Below are 18,480 nucleotides of genomic sequence, written 5' to 3'. Positions count from 1 at the left end.
GTGGGCGGTTAGCTCAGCGGTAGAGCACTTCGTTGACATCGAAGGGGTCACAAGTTCGATCCTTGTACCGCCCACCATCTATTCACTGTTTCGGGTCTGACCCGGGACACCCGCAAACCCAGGCGCTGGCCACGTCCTTGATGAAGGCGCCGCAGATTGGAGACAGACCCATGAAGGTCAAGAACTCGCTCCGCTCGCTCAAGAACCGGCACCGTGATTGCCGTGTTGTGCGTCGCAAAGGCCGCGTCTACGTGATCAACAAGACGCAGCGCAAGTTCAAAGCTCGCCAGGGCTAAGAACTGCACTCTACCAAATATTAAAGCCGCGCTTTCGAGCGCGGCTTTTTTTGTTTGCGGTGTTAATGTCTGCTATGCGGACGAAGCAGACCTTTGTTGTATTTGCATCAATGTCTGCTCAACACGCGTTCGCCTAAAAAACGAAGCAACGTCGTCGGCACACTTGGATCGATCATTGTTGGATTACGCTCGCCCAGATTACACTCGCATATTCCAACATGGTTGTTGCCTGCGATTTCATTTCAGAAGGCTCAAACCTATCAAGATAGACAGCGGCAATCACATCAGCAGCAACGCTAAACTTGACACGGCAATAGCGACTAAGGTGAGGATTGCTCAGTATGCTTTCATCGCGGCGGGCATTGCATTCAATTGCAATAGGATTGCCAACATAATCTGTCCCGAGGCTATCTGTATCAGTACCTAACCAGTTTTCCTCCTGGAATTGCCGCAAATTGCCTTCAGCCACAGGCGAGAATACCACCCTATGCCTTGGCCTCCCCAGGCACCAGATGCTCTCAGAAAGCGCCACCCTTGTTTCACACCACCTCTGAAGTTCGGACTGTTGCAAACATGCGTTCAGTGGCGCGGTGGGACCGTCACATGTGCTATGCACGGGGATCAGCTCAATTTCAGTAAAACTGACTTCGCCCACCCCATATGCAACCATGTCTTGCAGTGTGTCTCCACTGCGCCAAAATTTCGTGTAGCAGGGCTGATCTCCCCTACACGAATGAATGGTCTCAAGCTGTGGACTTGCGGGAAAACGAATCTCTTCGTCACCGATTTGCCCAGCAAGCTCGCCAGCCTGGAAAGCAGCCAAGTCATCCCGGCGCTGCTGTTCATCTATGTGTTGGTTCCACCATAAAAACAGAATTGCCAAAGAAGGGCCGACCAACGAGATTACCCGGACGGCATGGGCGGAAATCGTCAGGCCTCGGTTTGCAAGGTCATTTGCAACTGCTGAAGTGACAAGGCCAATTCCAAGCGCGAGTATGGGAAAAAGAAGAAAAAGTGGTATGGCACCAAAAATAAGGCCACCCATCTTTATGCCGCTTATCAAAACAAAAAAGGCAACCGTAGTAAGCAGAGAGATAACGGTTAGCCTAACACCAATTCTCTTGGTTTTCGCGGCATCATTGCCTCGTCGTGTTACCCCGAAAATCCAAGCCAAAAGGTAGAAAAAATAGTAAACGTAAATCAAAGGAGTGAATCCATCCTTCGGTCAGATCTTGCTAAGTTTCTGTTCGAAATTATGCTTAGCATGGCACTTATTCGAGTGAGCTTCAACAAAAGTGCAGAGCTCAACAGATTTCACCGAAGCAGACCTTTATGCACTGCGCAGCATCGGACATTATGGGCTCAAAACGGCCCAATGACGCAAGAAGATAAAGAACCGTTCTGGAATGGCCGAGCCGCTCGCCAATTGTTACTAGATGCTCAACTTGTCCTCCAGTTCAATACCTGGGTAGCGCCTTGGCTGTCGACTTTCGTGTGACCCAGCAAAAGCTGCACAGCGTGAAGGATTCCGGTCTTGCGTTAGATTTTCGCGGCTTTCGCCCGTCGGAGTGAGCGCGTGCTGTAAGAACCGATCCAAAGCTGAGCGAGGTTGGGGCAGTCGAAATGATGTCACGATTGCTCCTACATCGGCGTCGAGCCCAGACTTTTTGACGCTGCGGCATACACGAGTGCCCGAGCAAGGTATCAAAGCTGACCCACGTGCGCAGGTGTTTTCAAGTACTCGATTAAGAAGATCGAGAGGCACAATTGGATGCCTCCCGACTATTGTTTGTCTTACTGTGACATCCCGCCTTCGGTCGAGATTTGTTCTTCCACATGAGTTTGATTGGTTATGTCCGATCCCCGCGGAGGATAGTCCTTGAACGTAGACAGGTGGTTCTGAACGATCTTAGCCGCAGGACCAAAGGCCCACATTTTGTTGCCCATCCACCGGGTATACATCCCCGACTCTTCGGCCGCTTTTTCGTAGGGATCACGGCGCAAGTTGAATAGAAGCGGAGCATTCAACTCCTCTTTGGGGCCAGCCCACCCTTCGGTTTGAATTGTGAAATGCGCTTTCCAGTCACCGTGGCGTACGGCCTGCAGGTCCGGTCCCTCGTAGTAGACGATTTCTTCGCGGCTGCTGTCGCTTGCGCCGGTCAAGAACGACAACTGATTGTAACCATCAAGATGCACCTGATAGCCTTCATGACCCTCTAACAAAGCATCCGGCAAGTCATTCGGTCCACCTGCAGCCGCGACCAGGGTTGGCATCCAGTCGAGCCCGGCAAAAATGCCATTACTCACGGTTCCGGCTGGAACTTTCCCGGGCCAGCGAATAATGGCGGGTACGCGGAAACCACCTTCCCAGGTCGTGCCCTTTTCACCGTGGAATGGCGTTGTTCCCCCGTCGGGCCAAGTCATGGTTTCGGGGCCGTTGTCGGAAGTAAATACAACAATCGTATTGTCGGAAACACCCAGTTCTTCCAACCGCTCCATGACTTTTCCTACGTTGTCGTCAAGTTCCTTCATCACCACATCTTGCAACCCACGCCCATCGCCGAGCATGGCTTCGTATTCAGGGCTCAGGTGTGTCCAGACATGCGCCCGCGCCGGTGCCATCCAGACAAAGAACGGGGTGTCGCTTTCAACCGCGCGGTTGATGAATCCCAGAGTATGGGCTGTCACTTCGTCGTCCAGCGTTTTTTGCCGTTCAGGCGGAGCGGGGCCATCGTCGATGATGCGTTGCTTGCCGACCAGACCCCAGCGCGGGTCTACCGTTTCATCAACCGTATCTGTCGCATAGGCGTGGATGATATTCCGAGGACCAAAAGTGTCGTTGAACTTTTGATCTTTGGGCCAGTCCGGGTCGGACGTGTATTCCATCGCGTTCAAGTGATAGAGCCAACCCCAATATTCATCAAAGCCTTTCACCGTTGGCAGAAACTTGTTCATATCGCCCAAATGGTTCTTACCGAATTGACCGGTCGTGTAACCCAAGGATTTCAGCATGTTGGCCAGCGTGGGATCGTCATCACTCAGACCCTTTTCGGGGTCTCCGGGTAAGCCGACGGTATGCATCCCGGTGCGAACCGGCAACTGTCCGGTGATAAATGCCGAACGCCCCGCCGTGCAGCTTGGCTGAGCATAATAGTCCGTCAGGCGCATGCCATCCGCTGCCAGTTGATCGAGATTGGGGGTTTTGATGCTTTTAACCCCCTGATGATAGCTGCCAAGACTGGCCCACCCCACATCGTCGGCCATGATGACAAGGATATTGGGTTGGTCGGTTTCGGCCAAGACAGGCGTAGCACAGACCGAAGCTGTGGTCACCGTTGCCGAAAACGCAATGGATCGAAGGTTGAACATTTTGACCTCTGCGGAAGTGGAAGGCGATACCGATGATGGAAATATCGGAAGGTTCATCAGGGATAACGGTCGAAACTTTAATGCTGCAACAGAGCTTTACTAGGATTTCACATTATGAAAGTTAAAAACCGATAGCTGAGATGAAATTGACCGCACGATGAATGAAAACGCATTAACCGCCTTTCTTACTTTGGCTGAAACTGGCAGCTTCCAACACGCGGCCCGCGTGATGGGTGCCTCCAACGCGTCGTTTTCCCGCTATATTGGGCAAGCCGAGGACCATGCAGGGCTCGTGCTGTTTCATCGAAGGCGCAACAGCAGTACGCTGACGCGGGCGGGGCAGGAGTTTTTGCCCATCGCTAAGGCTCTGCGGCAAGACCTGGATCGCTATGCGACGCGTGTTGCCAATTTGCGTGACGCCGGACCTGGTACTTTGCTGATCGGTTGCGGACCTCTGACCACAAGATCTCTGATCGTGCCCGTCCTGCGGTCTGTGCGGCAAGTGATGCCCGACCTGCGATTCAGAATACTGGTGAGCGCCTACGCGCGTCCGCTCGACTTGTTGCAGGCGGGGCAGTTCGATGTGTTTCTGGGCGATCTGACCTACACTCCAGATGCGGATAATGTCGAAATCATGGTGATGGAAAAACGGCAAATTCAGTTTGTTGCGCACCCCGATCATGAAATTCACCAACGCGGCCCGCAAACAATGGCAGGTGTTTTCGACTTTCCCTTTGCATCACCGCATCTTCACAAACACTGGAAAGCGACTCTGATAAAGTCACTTGGCGGCAACACTGACGCGGTCAATAAAGTCAATGTCCAGCCGAATGTCGAATGCGACGATTACAACTTTCTGACCGGATTACTGGAAGAGCCAGACTATATCGTAGGAGGGATGCCGGACACTTTCGCAGAACTGATCAGCACAAAGAAAATCAAACCGGTGTCGATGAAACAGAGCCTTTCATGGAACATCTGCGCGGCGCGCAAATCCCAAAACACTTCGGCTGCTCTTGAATTGTGTTGGAGTGAACTGGCCAAACACCGGGCGTGACCGGTGATTTGAAGAACAAAAAAACGCCCAACTGGGACGTATCGTGGTTCGACTAAAACGTTTTCGCGAGCTCAGTTAGCTTGGCAATGTCTCGGATTACACCGCAGAGCGGCTTTTTGCTTGAAAATGGCCAATGGTGGCAATGCTGCGCGATGTGTGAACTCGCGGTCCTAAAATCGCGGCACGCAGTCCGAATGGCTGACTTCTTCCTTGCATGGCGGGACCAAGAACTACGCAGTTGCAGCATGTTTGGTGCGGCGTGCACTCACAGCGTAGAATCCAATTCACGCATTGGGCCCTTAACAATCCTACCCACCAACTTTTTCTGCATCGTACTTTCCGCATCTTTTCCCCACCGGACAATAGCGACCATTTGACCAACTAATTTTGTCAGATTTCCTTGCATCCACTCGGGAATCGTTTAATTGACAATTTCAGTCGGATTACTACGCCGCACATTTCAATGTTGGGAGTTATGATGCTCAAATCCTCTACCTGCTTCGCCGCCGCATTGTCGGCCCTGATTGCCACTTCTGCCGCTGCCGAGGGTGAGTTGAACCTTTATTCCTCGCGCCATTATGACACCGACGAAAACCTGTACAGTGATTTCGAAAAGGCCACTGGCATCACCATCAACCGCATCGAAGGCAAAGCCGATGAGCTGATCGCGCGGATGGAAGCCGAAGGCGCGAACTCGCCCGCGGATATTCTGCTGACAGTCGACACCTCGCGCCTTTCACGGGCCAAGAATGCAGGCATTTTGCAACCGATCGAAAGCGCCGTTCTGGAAGAGCGCATCCCGAACAACCTTCAGGATAGCGACAATGAATGGTTCGGCTTCTCGCAGCGTGGCCGCATTATTTTCTTCGACAAGGAAAACGTCGCCAACCCGCCGGCGACATATGCCGATCTTGCCAAGCCCGAATACATGGGTCAGGTCTGCATCCGGTCGTCCAGCAATACGTATAACCAGACCCTGTTGGCTTCGATCGTCACCCATGAAGGCCCAGAGGCCGCCAAGGCATGGGCCGAAGGCATCGTGGCCAACATGGCCCGTGAACCACAGGGCGGTGACACCGATCAGCTGCGGGGTATCGTATCCGGCGAATGCGACATCGCGGTTTCAAACACCTATTACTTTGCCCGTGCAATCCGCAAAGATGTCAAAGGTGTTTCGGCCGATATCGACGCAATCGGTTGGGTCTTCCCGAACCAGGACAGCTATGGCGCGCATATGAACCTGTCCGGTGCAGGTGTTGCCGCAAATGCACCGAACAAAGAGAATGCCGTTCTCTTCCTCGAATATTTGGCAAGCGACAGCGCCCAGCAATATTTTTCCGCCGGGAATGACGAATTCCCCGCGGTTGAAGGCGTCGCACTGGCGGACTCCGTGAAATCGCTGGGTGAGTTCAAAGCGGATGAGGTCGTCCTGTCCGACGTCGCCGAAAACCTGCCGACAGCACAAAAGATCTTTAACGAAGCCGGCTGGAAATAATCTGGGCAAAAACCAGAGCAGTAAGAAGGGCGCAGGTTTTCTGCGCCCTTTTCCTTTGGTGGCAGGTTCAGAACCGAACCCCGAACCCGACCGAAAACCCCGAAAACGAATCCGCGATAACGCCGTTCAGCATGACGCGCGCGCCTTCGACGGCGGGCAACCCGATCTTTGTGGTATCGACCTCAATTCCGACACCTACCGTCGCGAGCCAATCCGTATCCAACACCATCGCGCTGTCGCCGTGATAGAGGACAACACCCCCGTCCAAAACCAGCTTTGACGGACTGCCCAGTAGTTTGACCTTGTCCAGCGGATAGCGATAGCGCGAAAACAACGTGGTCTGGTTCGAGTTTGCGCGCGCATTCCCAACCTCGGGTTCGTCTATCGGGTGAAACTCCAGAAATGTTTGGCGCAGTTTGTATTCTGCGTGCCAACGGCCGAACTGTGCCTCGCGAAAAAGACTCAGGGACGCGCCGAAGCCAAAGGCGTTCAGATTGCCATCCACCTCGCCCACTCCGTTCGAGCGGGTCGGAAACAACGGGAAGTCGGAAAACACGGCGTCCGTTGTGACATGGCCAAGGGACAGATGCGCGGCTGGCCGGATGTGCCAATCATTTGTGAGCGGAAATTCCCATCCGACACCAAGGGTCGCGGCGATGCTTGACCATTTCACATCCAGTTCGGTATCAGACCCGATTTCGGGGAATATCACCACCGGATTATAGTTCTGATAGGCGAACTGACCTTCCAGATACAGGCCGTTGTCCAATGGTTTGAACCCGCCGCGCAACTGCGTGGACCGCAGATTTCGCGCGTCACCGGCTGCGCTCAGAAAGGATAGGGACGACAGTGTTTCGTTCGGTGTGGCGGCAATACTCAGCACCGCAAGAGCGGCCCGGGCGGCGGTTTCCGAGGCGTCTGGATCCAGGTTTTGCGCGTTGGTCGACGCAGCGAAACCACAGAACATTGGCAGTGTGTACGCAACAAGTCTTTTCAATCGCAGGTTCGCCTGTCGTATGTTGTCGGCCGGCAAGCGCATCCTTGTAGACGCGCTAGGCGTTAAGCGAACCGTAACCCAGTCTTAGTTTACGAAAAACGAAAACAACAAATTCGCGGTCACGAAATCTGATGGCTTGCATTTTGGAAACACCCGGTCATCGTGGCGTTTTCAACAACCATCCGGAATGTGATTTGGAGTTTTCCCCCAAAACGGGTTCAATCACGTCAGGAGGCTCGCCATGAAAAACCGGGATAGTTTCGAGAAATTCTACTTTGCCAAGGTTGGCATGGGCGAAGCCTGCGGCTGTGCCGAGAAGGTGATTGATGTGTTCGAATTCAACCGACAAGGCGGCGCACAGTCCAAGCGTGCAGTGAAATCGGAAAGACGCAAACGTCGTTCATTCCGGTCGTGGGCCATGAAATACGGGTTGCTGAGCCGCAAACCCCGAACCTGAAAATCGTCACCCATTTGTGGGACGGCCTAGGTGCCTTGAACCAGTTAGATGCTTTATGATCAGAATTGGGGCGGATCGGACCTGCAAAACCCGGCGACACCCCTTCAACCTCAGTACCCGAGACTCCGTCTTCAATTTTAAACGACGCGGTCAGCGAACACCCCTGCGCGGGCCTTTTTGGGGTTTCGCCCATACAACACAGGCTTGAGAAACGACCCGGTGAATCCGGAAACAAACTTGCAATCACCCCTACAAGCGTAGTCACCTGAGATAGAATGGGGGGAGAATGTCGATGAAGCCATGGGCCGTGGTGGTTTGTGTGTGCAGTACGCTGGCTCTTGCTGCATGCGCCCCCAAAACACGCAGCTATGAAAAAACCATTTCGTTGTCCTTTGCGGCCCCCGCGAACAGCGCCCTGATGCGCGCGGCCAACCGGCTTGGCGATCCCAAGGATGGGCGGTCCGGGGTAAAACTGATCAGTGATGGGGAACAAGCGCTGGTTTCAAGGCTTTTGCTGGCCGCTGCAGCAGAGCATACCATCGACGCGCAATACTACCTTTTGCACAATGACCCCACGGGCCACCTGTTTGCGGCCAGTCTTTTGCAGGCGGCGGACAGGGGCGTTCGTGTCCGGCTGCTTTTGGATGACATGGACACGTCCGGTTACGACGCTATGACCGCAGCGCTGGACTATCACGAGAATATCGAGATCCGGCTGTTCAATCCTTTTTGGCGGGATCAAAGCCTACTGATTGCAGGTCTGACAGACTTCAAACGCATAAATCGCCGGATGCACAACAAATCCATGACCGCAGACAACATGTTCACGATCGTCGGGGGGCGCAACATTGGGGCCGAGTATTTCTTGGCCCGGGAAGAAATGAACTACGCAGATCTGGACGTGCTGGCGGCAGGCCCTGTCGTGAATGAGGTTTCCCAAAGCTTTGACGCCTATTGGAACAGTGAATTTGCCGTTCCCGCCCGCGCGGTTGTTGGACAACCGGAATCGTTTGACCTGAACGATGCGCGCACAAGGCTGAATGAGTTGGTGGAGGAAGCAAAACAGACCCAGTACGGCGCTGCGCTCAGGAAATCCGCGCAAGAGAATTTTGCCGACGGCGCGCTGCGGCTGAATTGGGTCCCCGCGCGTTTGTATGCGGACCCGCCTTCAAAAGCTGCGGGCGATGAAACGTCCGACCCCATTCTTGCATCGCAATTGCTGCCGTATTTTGAAATTGCCAGCAGCGAGGTAAATATCATCTCGGCCTATTTCGTGCCGCGCAACAATGGCGTCCGATGGATGACCGAGTTGGAAAATCGCGGTGTGGACGTCAAAGTCGTGACCAATTCCTTAGGGTCGAACGACGTCGTGCCGGTCTATGCCCATTACGCCAAGAAACGCAGGGCGTTGCTGCGCGGTGGGGTTGAGCTTTATGAATTGCGGCCAGATGCCTATCAGGTTCAGCGTCGCGGTATCAACTGGGCGCAATCCCGTTCCGGCCTGCATTCCAAGGCTTTTGCCATCGACGACCGTTACCTCTTTGTTGGCTCATTCAATTGGGACCCGCGGTCTGTGAACATCAATACCGAAATGGGCATTCTGATCGACTCGCCCGCGATGGCTGTTCAAACGATGGGTGCATTGGACGCGGCCCTGCCCGCCTACACCTACCAGGTGACGTTGGAACGCGCAGGCCAGCTTAAATGGAGAACACGAGGAGCGGACGGGGAAATACTGGAATACGATTCCGAGCCCACGGGGTCGGTCTGGGATCACATCGTCTCTGGTTTTCTGAGTATTTTACCGATCGGGTCACAGCTTTAGGCCCGCAAGTAACGACTAACGCGACCGATCATTCTTAGGTTTACCGCTGCAAAAAGCTGAAAGGACGTTCACCGTGAAGTATTACAAGCTTTATGCCGATGCTGCTGGCGAAAGCCATTGGGATGACATTGACGTCAACCTCGAGGAACGGAGTTTCGCCCCGCCCGCGCACGCCATCGAGGTATCCGAGCCAGCGCGCGTCAAACAGACAATGTTTCTGCGGCTTCGATCCGGTTGGAACGAGCCCATCCATCCGACCCCGGTGGCGCAAAGGCTGATATGCCTTGCAGGCACAATCCGCGTCACTGCAAGTGATGGAAACTATCGTGACATCGGCCCCGGCGACGTGTGGCACATGGAAGACAAAGTGGGAAAGGGTCACCACACCAGGGTCACAAACGATCAGGACTTTGAAGCGGTCATAATTCAGTTTGAGTAACTTCGCCGATCCGAGGCCGTATACGAAACCCCAGACGGAACCTTCACCGGAGGATGGCACCGTTTCGGCCTGACTGTATCCCGGTATGGCAGTTTGTAAGAACCAATTGAGTGCGCCGCTTGTTCCGTCAGAACAGCTTGTAAGGAATCCAAAGCGCCAAATCCTGCCAAAACCACAACAGCACGGCCGTAGCCAGCATGATGAACGCAAAAGGGATGGCCCCTTGAATAACCTCCTCAAGGCGCGCCTTTCCGACAGCTTGAAGGACAAACAGGTTTAATCCGACCGGCGGAGTGATTAGCGCTGTCTCGATCAGGACGACGAAAAAGATGCCGAACCAGATCGGATCAATTCCCATGACTTCAAGCGCAGGGAAAAGCACCGGAACCATAATCAGCATCATGGAAAGTGCTTCGAGGAAAAAACCGATAATCAGCAACACAAGCCCGACCGCGAAAATAAAAATCGTCGGGTTTGAGATGTTTTCAGTGAGAAAGCTGCTGATCGATTGCGGAATCAGATACAAAGTAATGGCGTAAGAAAAAACCTTAGCCCCTGCGACGATGATGAAAATCATCACAGTGGTTATCAGTGAATCGTGCACGGCTTCTCGCAGTTTTACGAAGGTCATTCTTCGCATCGCGAATGTTATGACCATCGCGATCACGAACCCGATGCCCGCGCTTTCTGATGGCGTCGCTATTCCTGCATAGATCGATCCAATGATTGCTATAGCCAAGACGACAGTCGGAAGCGCACTTAATGTCACCAGCAGCCGTTGTTTCATTGGCATGCGCTCGACTTTTAAGCTCTTTTTGCCGCGCGCATAAAGCATGGCGTAGATGATAAAGAGCGTTGCAAGGAACAATCCAGGTCCAATTCCGGCAAGGAAAAGCGTTGGAATCGAAGTCTCGGTAATGACGCCATAGATGATCAGCGGGATCGATGGGGGGATCAGAATGCCCAGGGTTCCTCCGGCGGCGAGTTGTCCCAAGATGAATGGACGGTCATAGCCGCGCTTTTCCATCTCGGGGATGGCGACGGTGCCAATTGTGGCTGCCGTCGCCACCGAGGATCCCGAAATCGCCGAAAAAAGCGTGCAGCTTTTGATCGTAGCGACGCCCAATCCCCCGGGCCAATGCCCGACCCAAGCCTGCACGCCGGCAAAGAGATCCCGTCCGACGCCGCCTTTCAACAGCACGTTTGACATGAGCAGGAACAAAGGCACGGCCAAAAGCTCAAAACTGTCCATCGTCCCGAACAGGCGCTGCGGCACGGCAATCAATGGGAGCCCTTTCAGCCATAACAGCACAACCCCGAGGGCCCCCATGGCAAAGGCGACGGGTACGCGCAAAAGCAGCAAACCCAGCAGGGCCCCGATGATCAGAATGGTTTCCAAGGGTCAGTGACCCCCAAGTTCATGGTTTTGCAGGTTCGCCTGGCCCGTCCACACCCGGTAGATTTCCACCAAAGCCTGAAGCGATAGCAAACCAAACCCAACCCAGATCGCGGATTGAGTATAGGCCTTGGGTACAGCAAGGTAGCTGTCCGTCGTGTGCCCGGCGAGCGTGGATTTCAGCCAGATGTCCCAACCATATCGCGCGGCGACGCATCCGAAAAACACGATAACAAGCAACGAAAACGTCTCGACAACCCTGCGCCTAAGCGTGTTCGCATCCCGGAACGCCAAATCAATGACGATGTGCTGGCGGTGCTTTAGAACATATGCCGTCGCGCCAAAAGTAGCCCAAACCTGAAAGATCCTTGCGATCTCATCCACCCAAACCGTCGGGCTGGTGAGCGCGTAGCGCATGAAGACCTCGTGAGCCACGAAAATGCCTATGGCGAAGAACATCCATCCGGCGACAATACCAAAGAGTTCAGACAGCCAATCGACGGTTCTGGTCAGGGCTTGCAGCATTCGGGGTGCCTCGCCAATAGAAGAAGCAATCGAACCTGGGATGTCCGCTTGCTTTGACAATATGAAGAAGGGATTACATTCCGGACACGGCTGAAATCACTTCGGCGGCAGTATCGCCTGCGTCATCGACAAAACGCTGAGAAACGCTCGAGGTCGCCTCAATCCATTGCTGACGCTCTTCATCGGTCAGATCGACCACGGTCATCAGGCCACGCATTTCGTCGATCGTTGCATCTTCTTCTGCGTAGATCGCGTCACGCAATTGCTGTTCGACCTCAGCGGCGGCGTCCAGAATGATCTGCTGATGCTCGGGCGAAAGGCTTTCGAAAAAGTCGTTGTTCATGGCGGCAACAAATTCGATGGCACTGTCATATGACAATGTCATGTGATCCATCACTTCGTGCAGTTTTCGCGATTTCACGGCAGACGCACCTGTCATGCCCACATCTACAGCACCCTGCTGATAGGCCAGAAACTGTTTGGACCCCGACATCAGCGTGGGTGCGCCACCAAGCGCCTCGATCGTCCAACCAATCACCTTACCGTAGGTCCGGACTTTTTGGTCCTTGAGATCGGCGGGTGTTCGGATGGCAGACCCGTTCGACAAATAGACATTACGCCCAAACGCCTGCCACCACAGAACCTTGGCCCCCGTTTCCTCAAGCACAGCGGCATCCAGAATGTTGCGCATCGGTGATCCAGTGGCAACGGCCGCCCGCAGATGGTCCTCATCACGGAAAAAGAAGGGCAGGTTCACGACGTCTACTGCCGGGACCGCCCCGGTAAACCGGCCAAGAAACGCCGAACCGGCCTCGACAGCGCCTGTACCCACTGCTTCTGGAACTTCCTTATCTTTGTAAAGCTGCGCTGACGGGAACAGCTGAACCGTTAGCTCACCGCCGGACTTCTCTTCAACGATATCCTTGAACGCGATCCAGTTCTGTCCCAACGAATGAGTCTCTGGCAACTGTAACGTCACTCGGATGATGGTTTCGGCCTGCACCATGATCGGAGCAGACACTATGAGTGTTGCAGCCAACGCCACCTTAAACATGTTACGCATGATTCCTCCGTCGAATTTTCGGATTTTCCGCTTTCTTAACTTGTTTGGCAGCGTCGCAATGCGGTGGCATTGATGTCAATTCCATATGCAATCACTTTCGAGAAAACGAGGACACTTACCCTGACTGATACCCCTGCAGATATTGGGTCATGAACTCGGACAATTCAGCTTGTACCGCATCCGCGTCCAACGCGACGAACCGGCCTTCCAGTGATAGCTTTACTATGCCGTGCACAGCAGAAAACACAGTTCGTGCACGCGAAGCCAATGTGTCGTCATCCAACTGAGGGTTCAATTGCGATAACGGAGCGATGATCTCGGCGATGAGCACCGCGTGTTCCTCAAGGTGCCATTGCGGGACCGGTACACCCGGCTGCATCCGGTGATCGAATAAAGCGGCCCATAGGTTTGGGTTTTCGTTACCGAAATCCAGGTATGCCAACGCAAGTGCAAGCAGCTTTGCCTTAGGCGTCTCTTGTGATGTGGAGGCGTTTTGCAGTGAGACGTGCAAACCAGTAGGTAGCCAGTAGGTAGCTTGAGCAGACACTTCAATGACTGCTTTCCTGAAGCTGCGCGGTAGCTTAGTACGCCTGCACGTACGGCGGCTCCGGGCCGGTCAGGTTAGGTTAGGCAGGCGAAACTTTGAACGGAGACTTTGCAAAGTCAGCTTTGTGCGCATCGCAGGCCTTGGCGAGAAGGCCAAGCAAAAAAGGGCCGCATGCAACCCAAGATTCCATAGGGAGGCCATTTGCGGGATTGAGCAACGCAAAGGACCATAACCGCAACGACTACGCCAAAAACTGATTGTATTCACCGCCAGGGCAAACAATCGCGCAGCGCAAAACTATAGGCAAACTACGCAAACTTATGGGGTGTGCGAAGTGCTATGCGCAAACCTACAAGATCCTGTAGGTGCTCTCATAACGCTGCATTACCGGCATTGATTTCATTAAAGAAAATCCTTGAAGTTTGCCCATAATTCTGCGCGATATTTGCGCATAACTTTGCACGATTTGCCCAAAAGTTTGCACACTCCCCTTTTCGGTACCGGACTACATCCTTCCGATAGTTCCCTTGAGTTCTGCGACTTGAGCTACATCCAACATCCGGGTTGGCATACCTCGAAGTGCCAAGAGTAACTTGGCTGTTTCTTCTAACTCTTCTGCTGCATAGACCGCTGAGAAGAGATCCTTTCCCGACACGACAGGGCCGTGATTGGCCAGCAGAACAGCACTATACTTGCCGCCCAGTTCGCGGATCAAATCACCGGATTTTGGATCACCCGGCTTAACGTATCGAACCAGTTTAACCGTGCCTACGCGCATGACCACGTATGGTGTAAGCGGCGGAATACAGTCATTGGGATCGGTGTCTTCCAGACACGACAGTGCGGTGGCCCAGGTCGAATGCAGATGCACCACTGCACCAGCTTCCGGCCGCGTCTCATAAAAGGCTTGGTGCAGAAAGACCTCCTTGGTCGGCTTGTCTCCGGAGACGTGGTTGCCATCCAAATCAATCTTGGCAATTCGCTCGGGGTCAACATTGCCTAAAGTCGAATTCGTTGGCGTCATGAGAATCCCGTCCGGTAAACGCGCAGAGACATTGCCCGCAGTGCCAACGGAAAAGCCACGCACAAACAGCGAGGCACACAGCTCCGACATCTGCTGCCGCAGCGCCATTTCTTCAGAGCTCATTTGCCCGACTCCATCATTCTCAGCGCTTTCGCGAAAAAATCCGGAGCGCCAAAGTTTCCGGATTTCAAAGCCATCGCAATGGGTTCAGTTTTTCCAACGCTCAGGACAGGTACGCCTGGGTCAATCTCTGTCCCAATTGACATGGCCGGTGACCCCAGTGCCTCAGAGACAGCCTGGGCGACAGCTCCCGACGTCTCTCCTCCGGCCACGACAAGGCGCTCATAACCCGTTTGGACAAGTTCCCATGCAGTTTCTGCAAAGAGATTATCCAGCCTGTTCGCTACAGCTTCCTGACCAAATTGATTTTGGATCGCTCGCACATCATCCGGACTTCCCGATGAATATGCGAGCGGCGCCTGACCCGGATGCGCTTTAAAGAAATCCAGAAGCGTTTGCGTGGTCACATCCCCGGACATGACACCCGGAACATCAATGGCGAAGGTTGGATGGGATTTCGCATGAACATCGATCTGCCCGCGGGTCGCACCTGAACAAGAACCCGCAAGGATCGCGGCAGGCCCTGCGATACCAGTGAACGCACTGCCAGCACTTTTGGATGAAGTCTCTCTCAGGAAGTTTCTTGGTAGACCCAGCGCTATACCCGATCCCCCAGTAATGAGCTTGGCATCTTTTAGAGCTTCGCCCCAGGCCAACAAATCTTCATCCGAAATCGCATCGCCAATCACAAATCGTTCGTCGGCTTTCTGCAAAGCATCAGCAATCGCCTTTGAACCTTGCTTCACAGTGTCAATTGACACCAACCCAACCGCTTCTTCAGTCTGATACTGCAACCATCGCCTGATATTGGCATCCGTCATCGGAGTAAGAGGGTGATTTTCCATCCCAGACTCGTGCAACAACTTACCAAGCACAAAGAGATGACCGTAATAGATAGTACGCCCCGTTGTCGGAAAGGCCGGACAGAAAATCACTTTTTCCGCGCCCAGTTCGTTGGCCAGCGCTTCCGCAACGGGGCCGATATTTCTCTCCATAGTGGAATCGAAGGTCGAGCAATACTTGAAGATGAACTGCTGGCAACCTTGGTCCGCGAGCCACTGCAAGGCATTCAGACTGTCCGCAACAGCTTCCTCGACCGGTGCAGTGCGGCTCTTGAGCGAGACGACGCCTGCTTCGATCTCCTCGTCGGCTGGGGTATTCGGAATACCCGGAAACTGCGCGGTTCTTAATCCACCTTCCGGCTCAACGCCTTTCGCCAAGGTGTTCGCAATATCGCTCGCACCGGTAAAGTCGTCCGCTATGACGCCGATCTTCATAATTTGATGTCCCTGGTTGGCCCGGGATCTAGCCTACGGATATGCGGTGCCGCTCCGACGGGAAAAATCTCACGCACAAGTGGATCATGACCTGGCACGATAAGTCGAGGGTGCGAGGCCAGCTTTTCGAGCATCTCGAAACCATCCATCATGTCTTGCAGGTCGACGACGATGGGAAAGGCTTTGCGCGCCATGAAATTCTCGTAATAGTGTGAGGCATCAGAGGCGAGTATCATCCACCCGGCTGCCGTTCTCACGCGAACGCATTGCAACCCGCGCGAATGCCCACCGATGCAGTGCACCGTGATCCCATCTGCAATCTCGGCATCTCCATCGTAGAACACGACCTTGCCTGAATAGAGACGCTTTACGACCTCGCAGACATGGCCGGCCGTGAAAGGCGCGCGCAGATGGTCGTGGCACATGCAGGGGCCTGTGGCGAAGGCCATCTCCGCCGATTGCATATGCAACTTCGCGTTCGGGAACATATGCAGCCCCCCCGCGTGATCATAATGAAGATGGGTCACGATAACCTCGGTTACCGCTTCCGGTGAAATGCCTAGGGGCCGCAGAGCCTCGCGAGGATCCATCGCAATGGGACGACCACGGGCGGCGGCCTCATCGGAGTCGTAGCCAGTATCGACCAGAATGACTTTGTTACCGCGTTTGAGCACCCAAACGAAGTAATCCATCGCGTGAGGCGCGCTGTGATTATCATCGATGATGAAACTATCAGCTCGCGTCCGGGCATTGCGATCCGCGTATTTCACGGCGTGGATTTCCCAATCGTTCATCGGATGACCTCGGAGTACTGGTGAACTACCTTGGTGGCGATCATATCAGCCACAGCCGTATCGAAGGACTGGAAATGCGCGCTTTCTAGGTGGGCGGAGAACGCCGCGCTATCATCATAAACCTCATAGAGAAAAACTGTCTCAGGATCATCGCCGAGGCAAACGTCAAACTGCTGGCATCCGGCTTCTTCACGCAAAGAGGTTGAAGCGTTTTCGACCATCAGCGGCAAAAAGGTGTCCCGCGTACCGGGCTTGAGAGTGAAGGTGACAGTAACCACAAACATCAGACGGAAAGTCCTTTCAGACGTGAGAAAGCGCGCTTCGCAACGGGCAGTTGGCTGAGGATCAGGCCAATGTTGAGCACCAGCAGAATGGCCGCACCCGGGCGTGAAAAGAAGACCGAAAGATCCCCGTCCGACAAGAACAGCGACCGGCGGAAGGTTTCGTCAAATAGGCTGCCCAGAATAACCCCGATAACCAATGGCGCGATTGGGTATTTCATCAGGTTCATGAAATAGGCAACGGCGCCGACGCCAAGCATCAGGTAAAGATCATTGATGCCACCACCGACGCTGAAAGACCCAATTGTTGTTAGAACCATCACAACCGGCAAGAAGATAGTCTGCGGGATGGCGAGTATTCTGATGAAAACCCGAGCAGTGAACAGGCCCATCAGGAACATTGTCAGGGAGGCCAACACAAGTATTGCAACCACGCGCAGAATGATCTCGGGATCAATCGTCGGTCCCGGGATCACATTGTTAATCTTGAAAGCGCCCATCAAAGCGGCCGCAGGTGGTGAACCGGGAATACCCAACACCAAAAGCGGGATTAGTGCGCCACCAATACAGGCGTTGTTTGCGGTCTCTGAGCACAGCAGACCTTCCAAAGAGCCTTTTCCAAACTTGTCGCCCTCGGCAGATACGGTCTTGCCGACACCGTAACTGACCCAACCGGCGACATCTTCGCCCACGCCGGGAAGCGCTCCTACCCCGGTCCCGATCACTCCTGACCGGCCAATGGTGGGCAGGTAGCGTCGGATGGAGCGTAGGTTCGGAAGGATGCGACCTTTCAGGGCCAGAACTTTCCCGGCCTCAACGTGCCTCAAGCCGTCGATGATTTGGGGGATGGCGAAGGCCCCCATCAAAACTGGCACGACCTGAAACCCGCTCAACAGGTAAGACCAGCCGAAAGTATAGCGCGGTTCAGACAACAGAGGGTCAAGCCCCACCATGGACATCGCAAGCCCGATCAGACCGGCGATCCATCCCTTGATCACCAGGTCTTCGCTCATCAAAGTGCCAGAAAGCAGAATGCCGAACAGGGCCAGCAATGCTTTCTCCGGGCTTGCGATGTTCTTTGAAACCAAAAGCAGTGCCCATACGAAAATCAGAAGCGTGAGGGTTCCGATAACTGTGCCAATGAAACTGGCCGTTGTGGTCAGCCCAAGTGCTTCGCCCCCTCGACCCGCTTTGGCCAGTGGGTAGCCATCCATTGCCGTCGCCGCGCTGGCTGCCGTACCTGGAATGTTCAACAGAATTGACGGGTAAGAACCCCCATAAATCGCGCCAACATAGGCCCCGAGCAATGCGATGAGTGAATAGTCCAGCGGGATTTTGTTGCCGAAGAATCCCGTCAGAATCGTCACGGCCAGGGTTGCGGTCAGGCCGGGCAATGCGCCGAACGAGATGCCCAAGAACACGGATGCGATCAAATACAGATAGGTCAGCGGGTCCACTGCCAGGCCCACGAATGCAGTCCCAAATCCGGCCAGTTGCGAAAGAATAAAGTCCATCCGG

Annotated in this window: 18 protein-coding genes, 1 tRNA gene and 1 pseudogene; 7 read left to right on the top strand and 13 right to left on the bottom strand. The window is 54.1% G+C overall.

Annotated elements, in window-relative coordinates:
* The first annotated feature begins 2 nt into the window (after window positions 1-2).
* Both AC2FJC_RS20960 and ykgO read left to right on the top strand, forming a co-directional pair.
* A tRNA-Val gene (locus tag AC2FJC_RS20960) sits at window positions 3-77 on the top strand.
* A 93-nt stretch (window positions 78-170) separates the two neighbouring features.
* Complete coding sequence (gene ykgO / locus AC2FJC_RS20955) at window positions 171-296, top strand: type B 50S ribosomal protein L36 (protein ID WP_005648635.1); 126 nt, start codon at window positions 171-173, stop codon at window positions 294-296.
* A gap of 172 nt (window positions 297-468) precedes the next feature.
* Here the strand turns inward: ykgO and AC2FJC_RS20950 are convergent, their stop codons facing one another.
* The 3 genes and pseudogenes from AC2FJC_RS20950 to AC2FJC_RS20940 form a co-directional block, all read right to left on the bottom strand.
* Window positions 469-1,500: a hypothetical protein gene (locus tag AC2FJC_RS20950; RefSeq protein WP_496727421.1), complete on the bottom strand. Its 1,032-nt coding sequence runs from the start codon at window positions 1,498-1,500 to the stop codon at window positions 469-471.
* A 228-nt stretch (window positions 1,501-1,728) separates the two neighbouring features.
* A pseudogene (locus AC2FJC_RS20945) lies at window positions 1,729-1,880 on the bottom strand (integrase); the annotation flags it as partial.
* 210 nt (window positions 1,881-2,090) lie between these two features.
* A complete protein-coding gene (locus AC2FJC_RS20940) occupies window positions 2,091-3,665 on the bottom strand; it encodes an arylsulfatase (protein ID WP_496741345.1) in 1,575 nt (524 codons plus the stop codon).
* Window positions 3,666-3,822: 157 nt separating this feature from the next.
* Between AC2FJC_RS20940 and AC2FJC_RS20935 the strand changes: the two genes are divergently transcribed.
* Window positions 3,823-4,722: a LysR family transcriptional regulator gene (locus AC2FJC_RS20935; RefSeq protein WP_496741343.1), complete on the top strand. Its 900-nt coding sequence runs from the start codon at window positions 3,823-3,825 to the stop codon at window positions 4,720-4,722.
* 478 nt (window positions 4,723-5,200) lie between these two features.
* Window positions 5,201-6,217, top strand: coding sequence for a Fe(3+) ABC transporter substrate-binding protein (locus AC2FJC_RS20930; RefSeq protein WP_496741341.1), 1,017 nt, complete (start codon window positions 5,201-5,203; stop codon window positions 6,215-6,217).
* A 67-nt stretch (window positions 6,218-6,284) separates the two neighbouring features.
* Here the strand turns inward: AC2FJC_RS20930 and AC2FJC_RS20925 are convergent, their stop codons facing one another.
* Window positions 6,285-7,214 carry an autotransporter domain-containing protein gene (locus AC2FJC_RS20925; RefSeq protein WP_496741339.1) on the bottom strand — a complete coding sequence of 310 codons (930 nt, stop codon included), beginning with the start codon at window positions 7,212-7,214 and terminating at the stop codon, window positions 6,285-6,287.
* Window positions 7,215-7,455: 241 nt separating this feature from the next.
* Between AC2FJC_RS20925 and AC2FJC_RS20920 the strand changes: the two genes are divergently transcribed.
* From AC2FJC_RS20920 to AC2FJC_RS20910, 3 genes are all read left to right on the top strand, one after another.
* The gene (locus tag AC2FJC_RS20920) at window positions 7,456-7,671 is read left to right on the top strand and encodes a hypothetical protein (RefSeq protein WP_496737020.1); all 216 of its coding nucleotides are present in this window, start codon (window positions 7,456-7,458) and stop codon (window positions 7,669-7,671) included.
* A gap of 292 nt (window positions 7,672-7,963) precedes the next feature.
* Complete coding sequence (locus tag AC2FJC_RS20915; protein ID WP_496741337.1) at window positions 7,964-9,496, top strand: phospholipase D family protein; 1,533 nt, start codon at window positions 7,964-7,966, stop codon at window positions 9,494-9,496.
* A 73-nt stretch (window positions 9,497-9,569) separates the two neighbouring features.
* Complete coding sequence (locus AC2FJC_RS20910; RefSeq protein ID WP_496741335.1) at window positions 9,570-9,935, top strand: cupin domain-containing protein; 366 nt, start codon at window positions 9,570-9,572, stop codon at window positions 9,933-9,935.
* A gap of 127 nt (window positions 9,936-10,062) precedes the next feature.
* Here the strand turns inward: AC2FJC_RS20910 and AC2FJC_RS20905 are convergent, their stop codons facing one another.
* The 9 genes from AC2FJC_RS20905 to AC2FJC_RS20865 form a co-directional block, all read right to left on the bottom strand.
* Entirely contained in the window at window positions 10,063-11,334 is a 1,272-nt protein-coding gene (locus AC2FJC_RS20905) for a TRAP transporter large permease (protein ID WP_496741333.1), read from the bottom strand.
* Window positions 11,335-11,337: 3 nt separating this feature from the next.
* Window positions 11,338-11,856 carry a TRAP transporter small permease gene (locus tag AC2FJC_RS20900; RefSeq protein ID WP_496741331.1) on the bottom strand — a complete coding sequence of 173 codons (519 nt, stop codon included), beginning with the start codon at window positions 11,854-11,856 and terminating at the stop codon, window positions 11,338-11,340.
* Between the two features lie 73 nt (window positions 11,857-11,929).
* Window positions 11,930-12,919 carry a TRAP transporter substrate-binding protein gene (locus AC2FJC_RS20895; RefSeq protein WP_496741329.1) on the bottom strand — a complete coding sequence of 330 codons (990 nt, stop codon included), beginning with the start codon at window positions 12,917-12,919 and terminating at the stop codon, window positions 11,930-11,932.
* Window positions 12,920-13,034: 115 nt separating this feature from the next.
* On the bottom strand, window positions 13,035-13,466 hold the full coding sequence (locus AC2FJC_RS20890; RefSeq protein ID WP_496741327.1) for a TetR-like C-terminal domain-containing protein: 432 nt from the start codon (window positions 13,464-13,466) through the stop codon (window positions 13,035-13,037).
* A 505-nt stretch (window positions 13,467-13,971) separates the two neighbouring features.
* A complete protein-coding gene (gene otnC, locus AC2FJC_RS20885; protein ID WP_496741325.1) occupies window positions 13,972-14,613 on the bottom strand; it encodes a 3-oxo-tetronate 4-phosphate decarboxylase in 642 nt (213 codons plus the stop codon).
* Entirely contained in the window at window positions 14,610-15,887 is a 1,278-nt protein-coding gene (otnK, locus tag AC2FJC_RS20880; protein WP_496741323.1) for a 3-oxo-tetronate kinase, read from the bottom strand. The genes otnC and otnK overlap by 4 nt, the downstream gene beginning before the upstream one ends.
* Window positions 15,884-16,681, bottom strand: coding sequence for an N-acyl homoserine lactonase family protein (locus AC2FJC_RS20875; RefSeq protein WP_496741321.1), 798 nt, complete (start codon window positions 16,679-16,681; stop codon window positions 15,884-15,886). The genes otnK and AC2FJC_RS20875 overlap by 4 nt, the downstream gene beginning before the upstream one ends.
* Window positions 16,678-16,965, bottom strand: a complete 288-nt coding sequence (locus tag AC2FJC_RS20870; protein ID WP_496741319.1) for a putative quinol monooxygenase — start codon at window positions 16,963-16,965, stop codon at window positions 16,678-16,680. Before AC2FJC_RS20870 ends, AC2FJC_RS20875 begins: the two co-directional genes overlap by 4 nt.
* Window positions 16,965-18,476, bottom strand: a complete 1,512-nt coding sequence (locus AC2FJC_RS20865; protein ID WP_496741317.1) for a tripartite tricarboxylate transporter permease — start codon at window positions 18,474-18,476, stop codon at window positions 16,965-16,967. The genes AC2FJC_RS20870 and AC2FJC_RS20865 overlap by 1 nt, the downstream gene beginning before the upstream one ends.
* Window positions 18,477-18,480 lie beyond the last annotated feature (4 nt).

Source organism: Ruegeria sp. CDSB117 (assembly GCF_059611005.1).
This window is presented reverse-complemented; position numbering and strand designations above follow the sequence as displayed.

Coding starts and splice junctions, on each gene's coding strand:
- AC2FJC_RS20895 (WP_496741329.1), bottom strand. CDS start 12,919: ATGCGTAACATGTTTAAGGTGGCGTTGGCTGCAACACTCATAGTGTCT.
- otnK (WP_496741323.1), bottom strand. CDS start 15,887: ATGAAGATCGGCGTCATAGCGGACGACTTTACCGGTGCGAGCGATATT.
- AC2FJC_RS20935 (WP_496741343.1), top strand. CDS start 3,823: ATGAATGAAAACGCATTAACCGCCTTTCTTACTTTGGCTGAAACTGGC.
- otnC (WP_496741325.1), bottom strand. CDS start 14,613: ATGAGCTCTGAAGAAATGGCGCTGCGGCAGCAGATGTCGGAGCTGTGT.
- AC2FJC_RS20865 (WP_496741317.1), bottom strand. CDS start 18,476: ATGGACTTTATTCTTTCGCAACTGGCCGGATTTGGGACTGCATTCGTG.
- AC2FJC_RS20920 (WP_496737020.1), top strand. CDS start 7,456: ATGAAAAACCGGGATAGTTTCGAGAAATTCTACTTTGCCAAGGTTGGC.
- AC2FJC_RS20900 (WP_496741331.1), bottom strand. CDS start 11,856: ATGCTGCAAGCCCTGACCAGAACCGTCGATTGGCTGTCTGAACTCTTT.
- AC2FJC_RS20915 (WP_496741337.1), top strand. CDS start 7,964: ATGAAGCCATGGGCCGTGGTGGTTTGTGTGTGCAGTACGCTGGCTCTT.
- AC2FJC_RS20870 (WP_496741319.1), bottom strand. CDS start 16,965: ATGTTTGTGGTTACTGTCACCTTCACTCTCAAGCCCGGTACGCGGGAC.
- AC2FJC_RS20940 (WP_496741345.1), bottom strand. CDS start 3,665: ATGTTCAACCTTCGATCCATTGCGTTTTCGGCAACGGTGACCACAGCT.
- AC2FJC_RS20875 (WP_496741321.1), bottom strand. CDS start 16,681: ATGAACGATTGGGAAATCCACGCCGTGAAATACGCGGATCGCAATGCC.
- ykgO (WP_005648635.1), top strand. CDS start 171: ATGAAGGTCAAGAACTCGCTCCGCTCGCTCAAGAACCGGCACCGTGAT.
- AC2FJC_RS20930 (WP_496741341.1), top strand. CDS start 5,201: ATGCTCAAATCCTCTACCTGCTTCGCCGCCGCATTGTCGGCCCTGATT.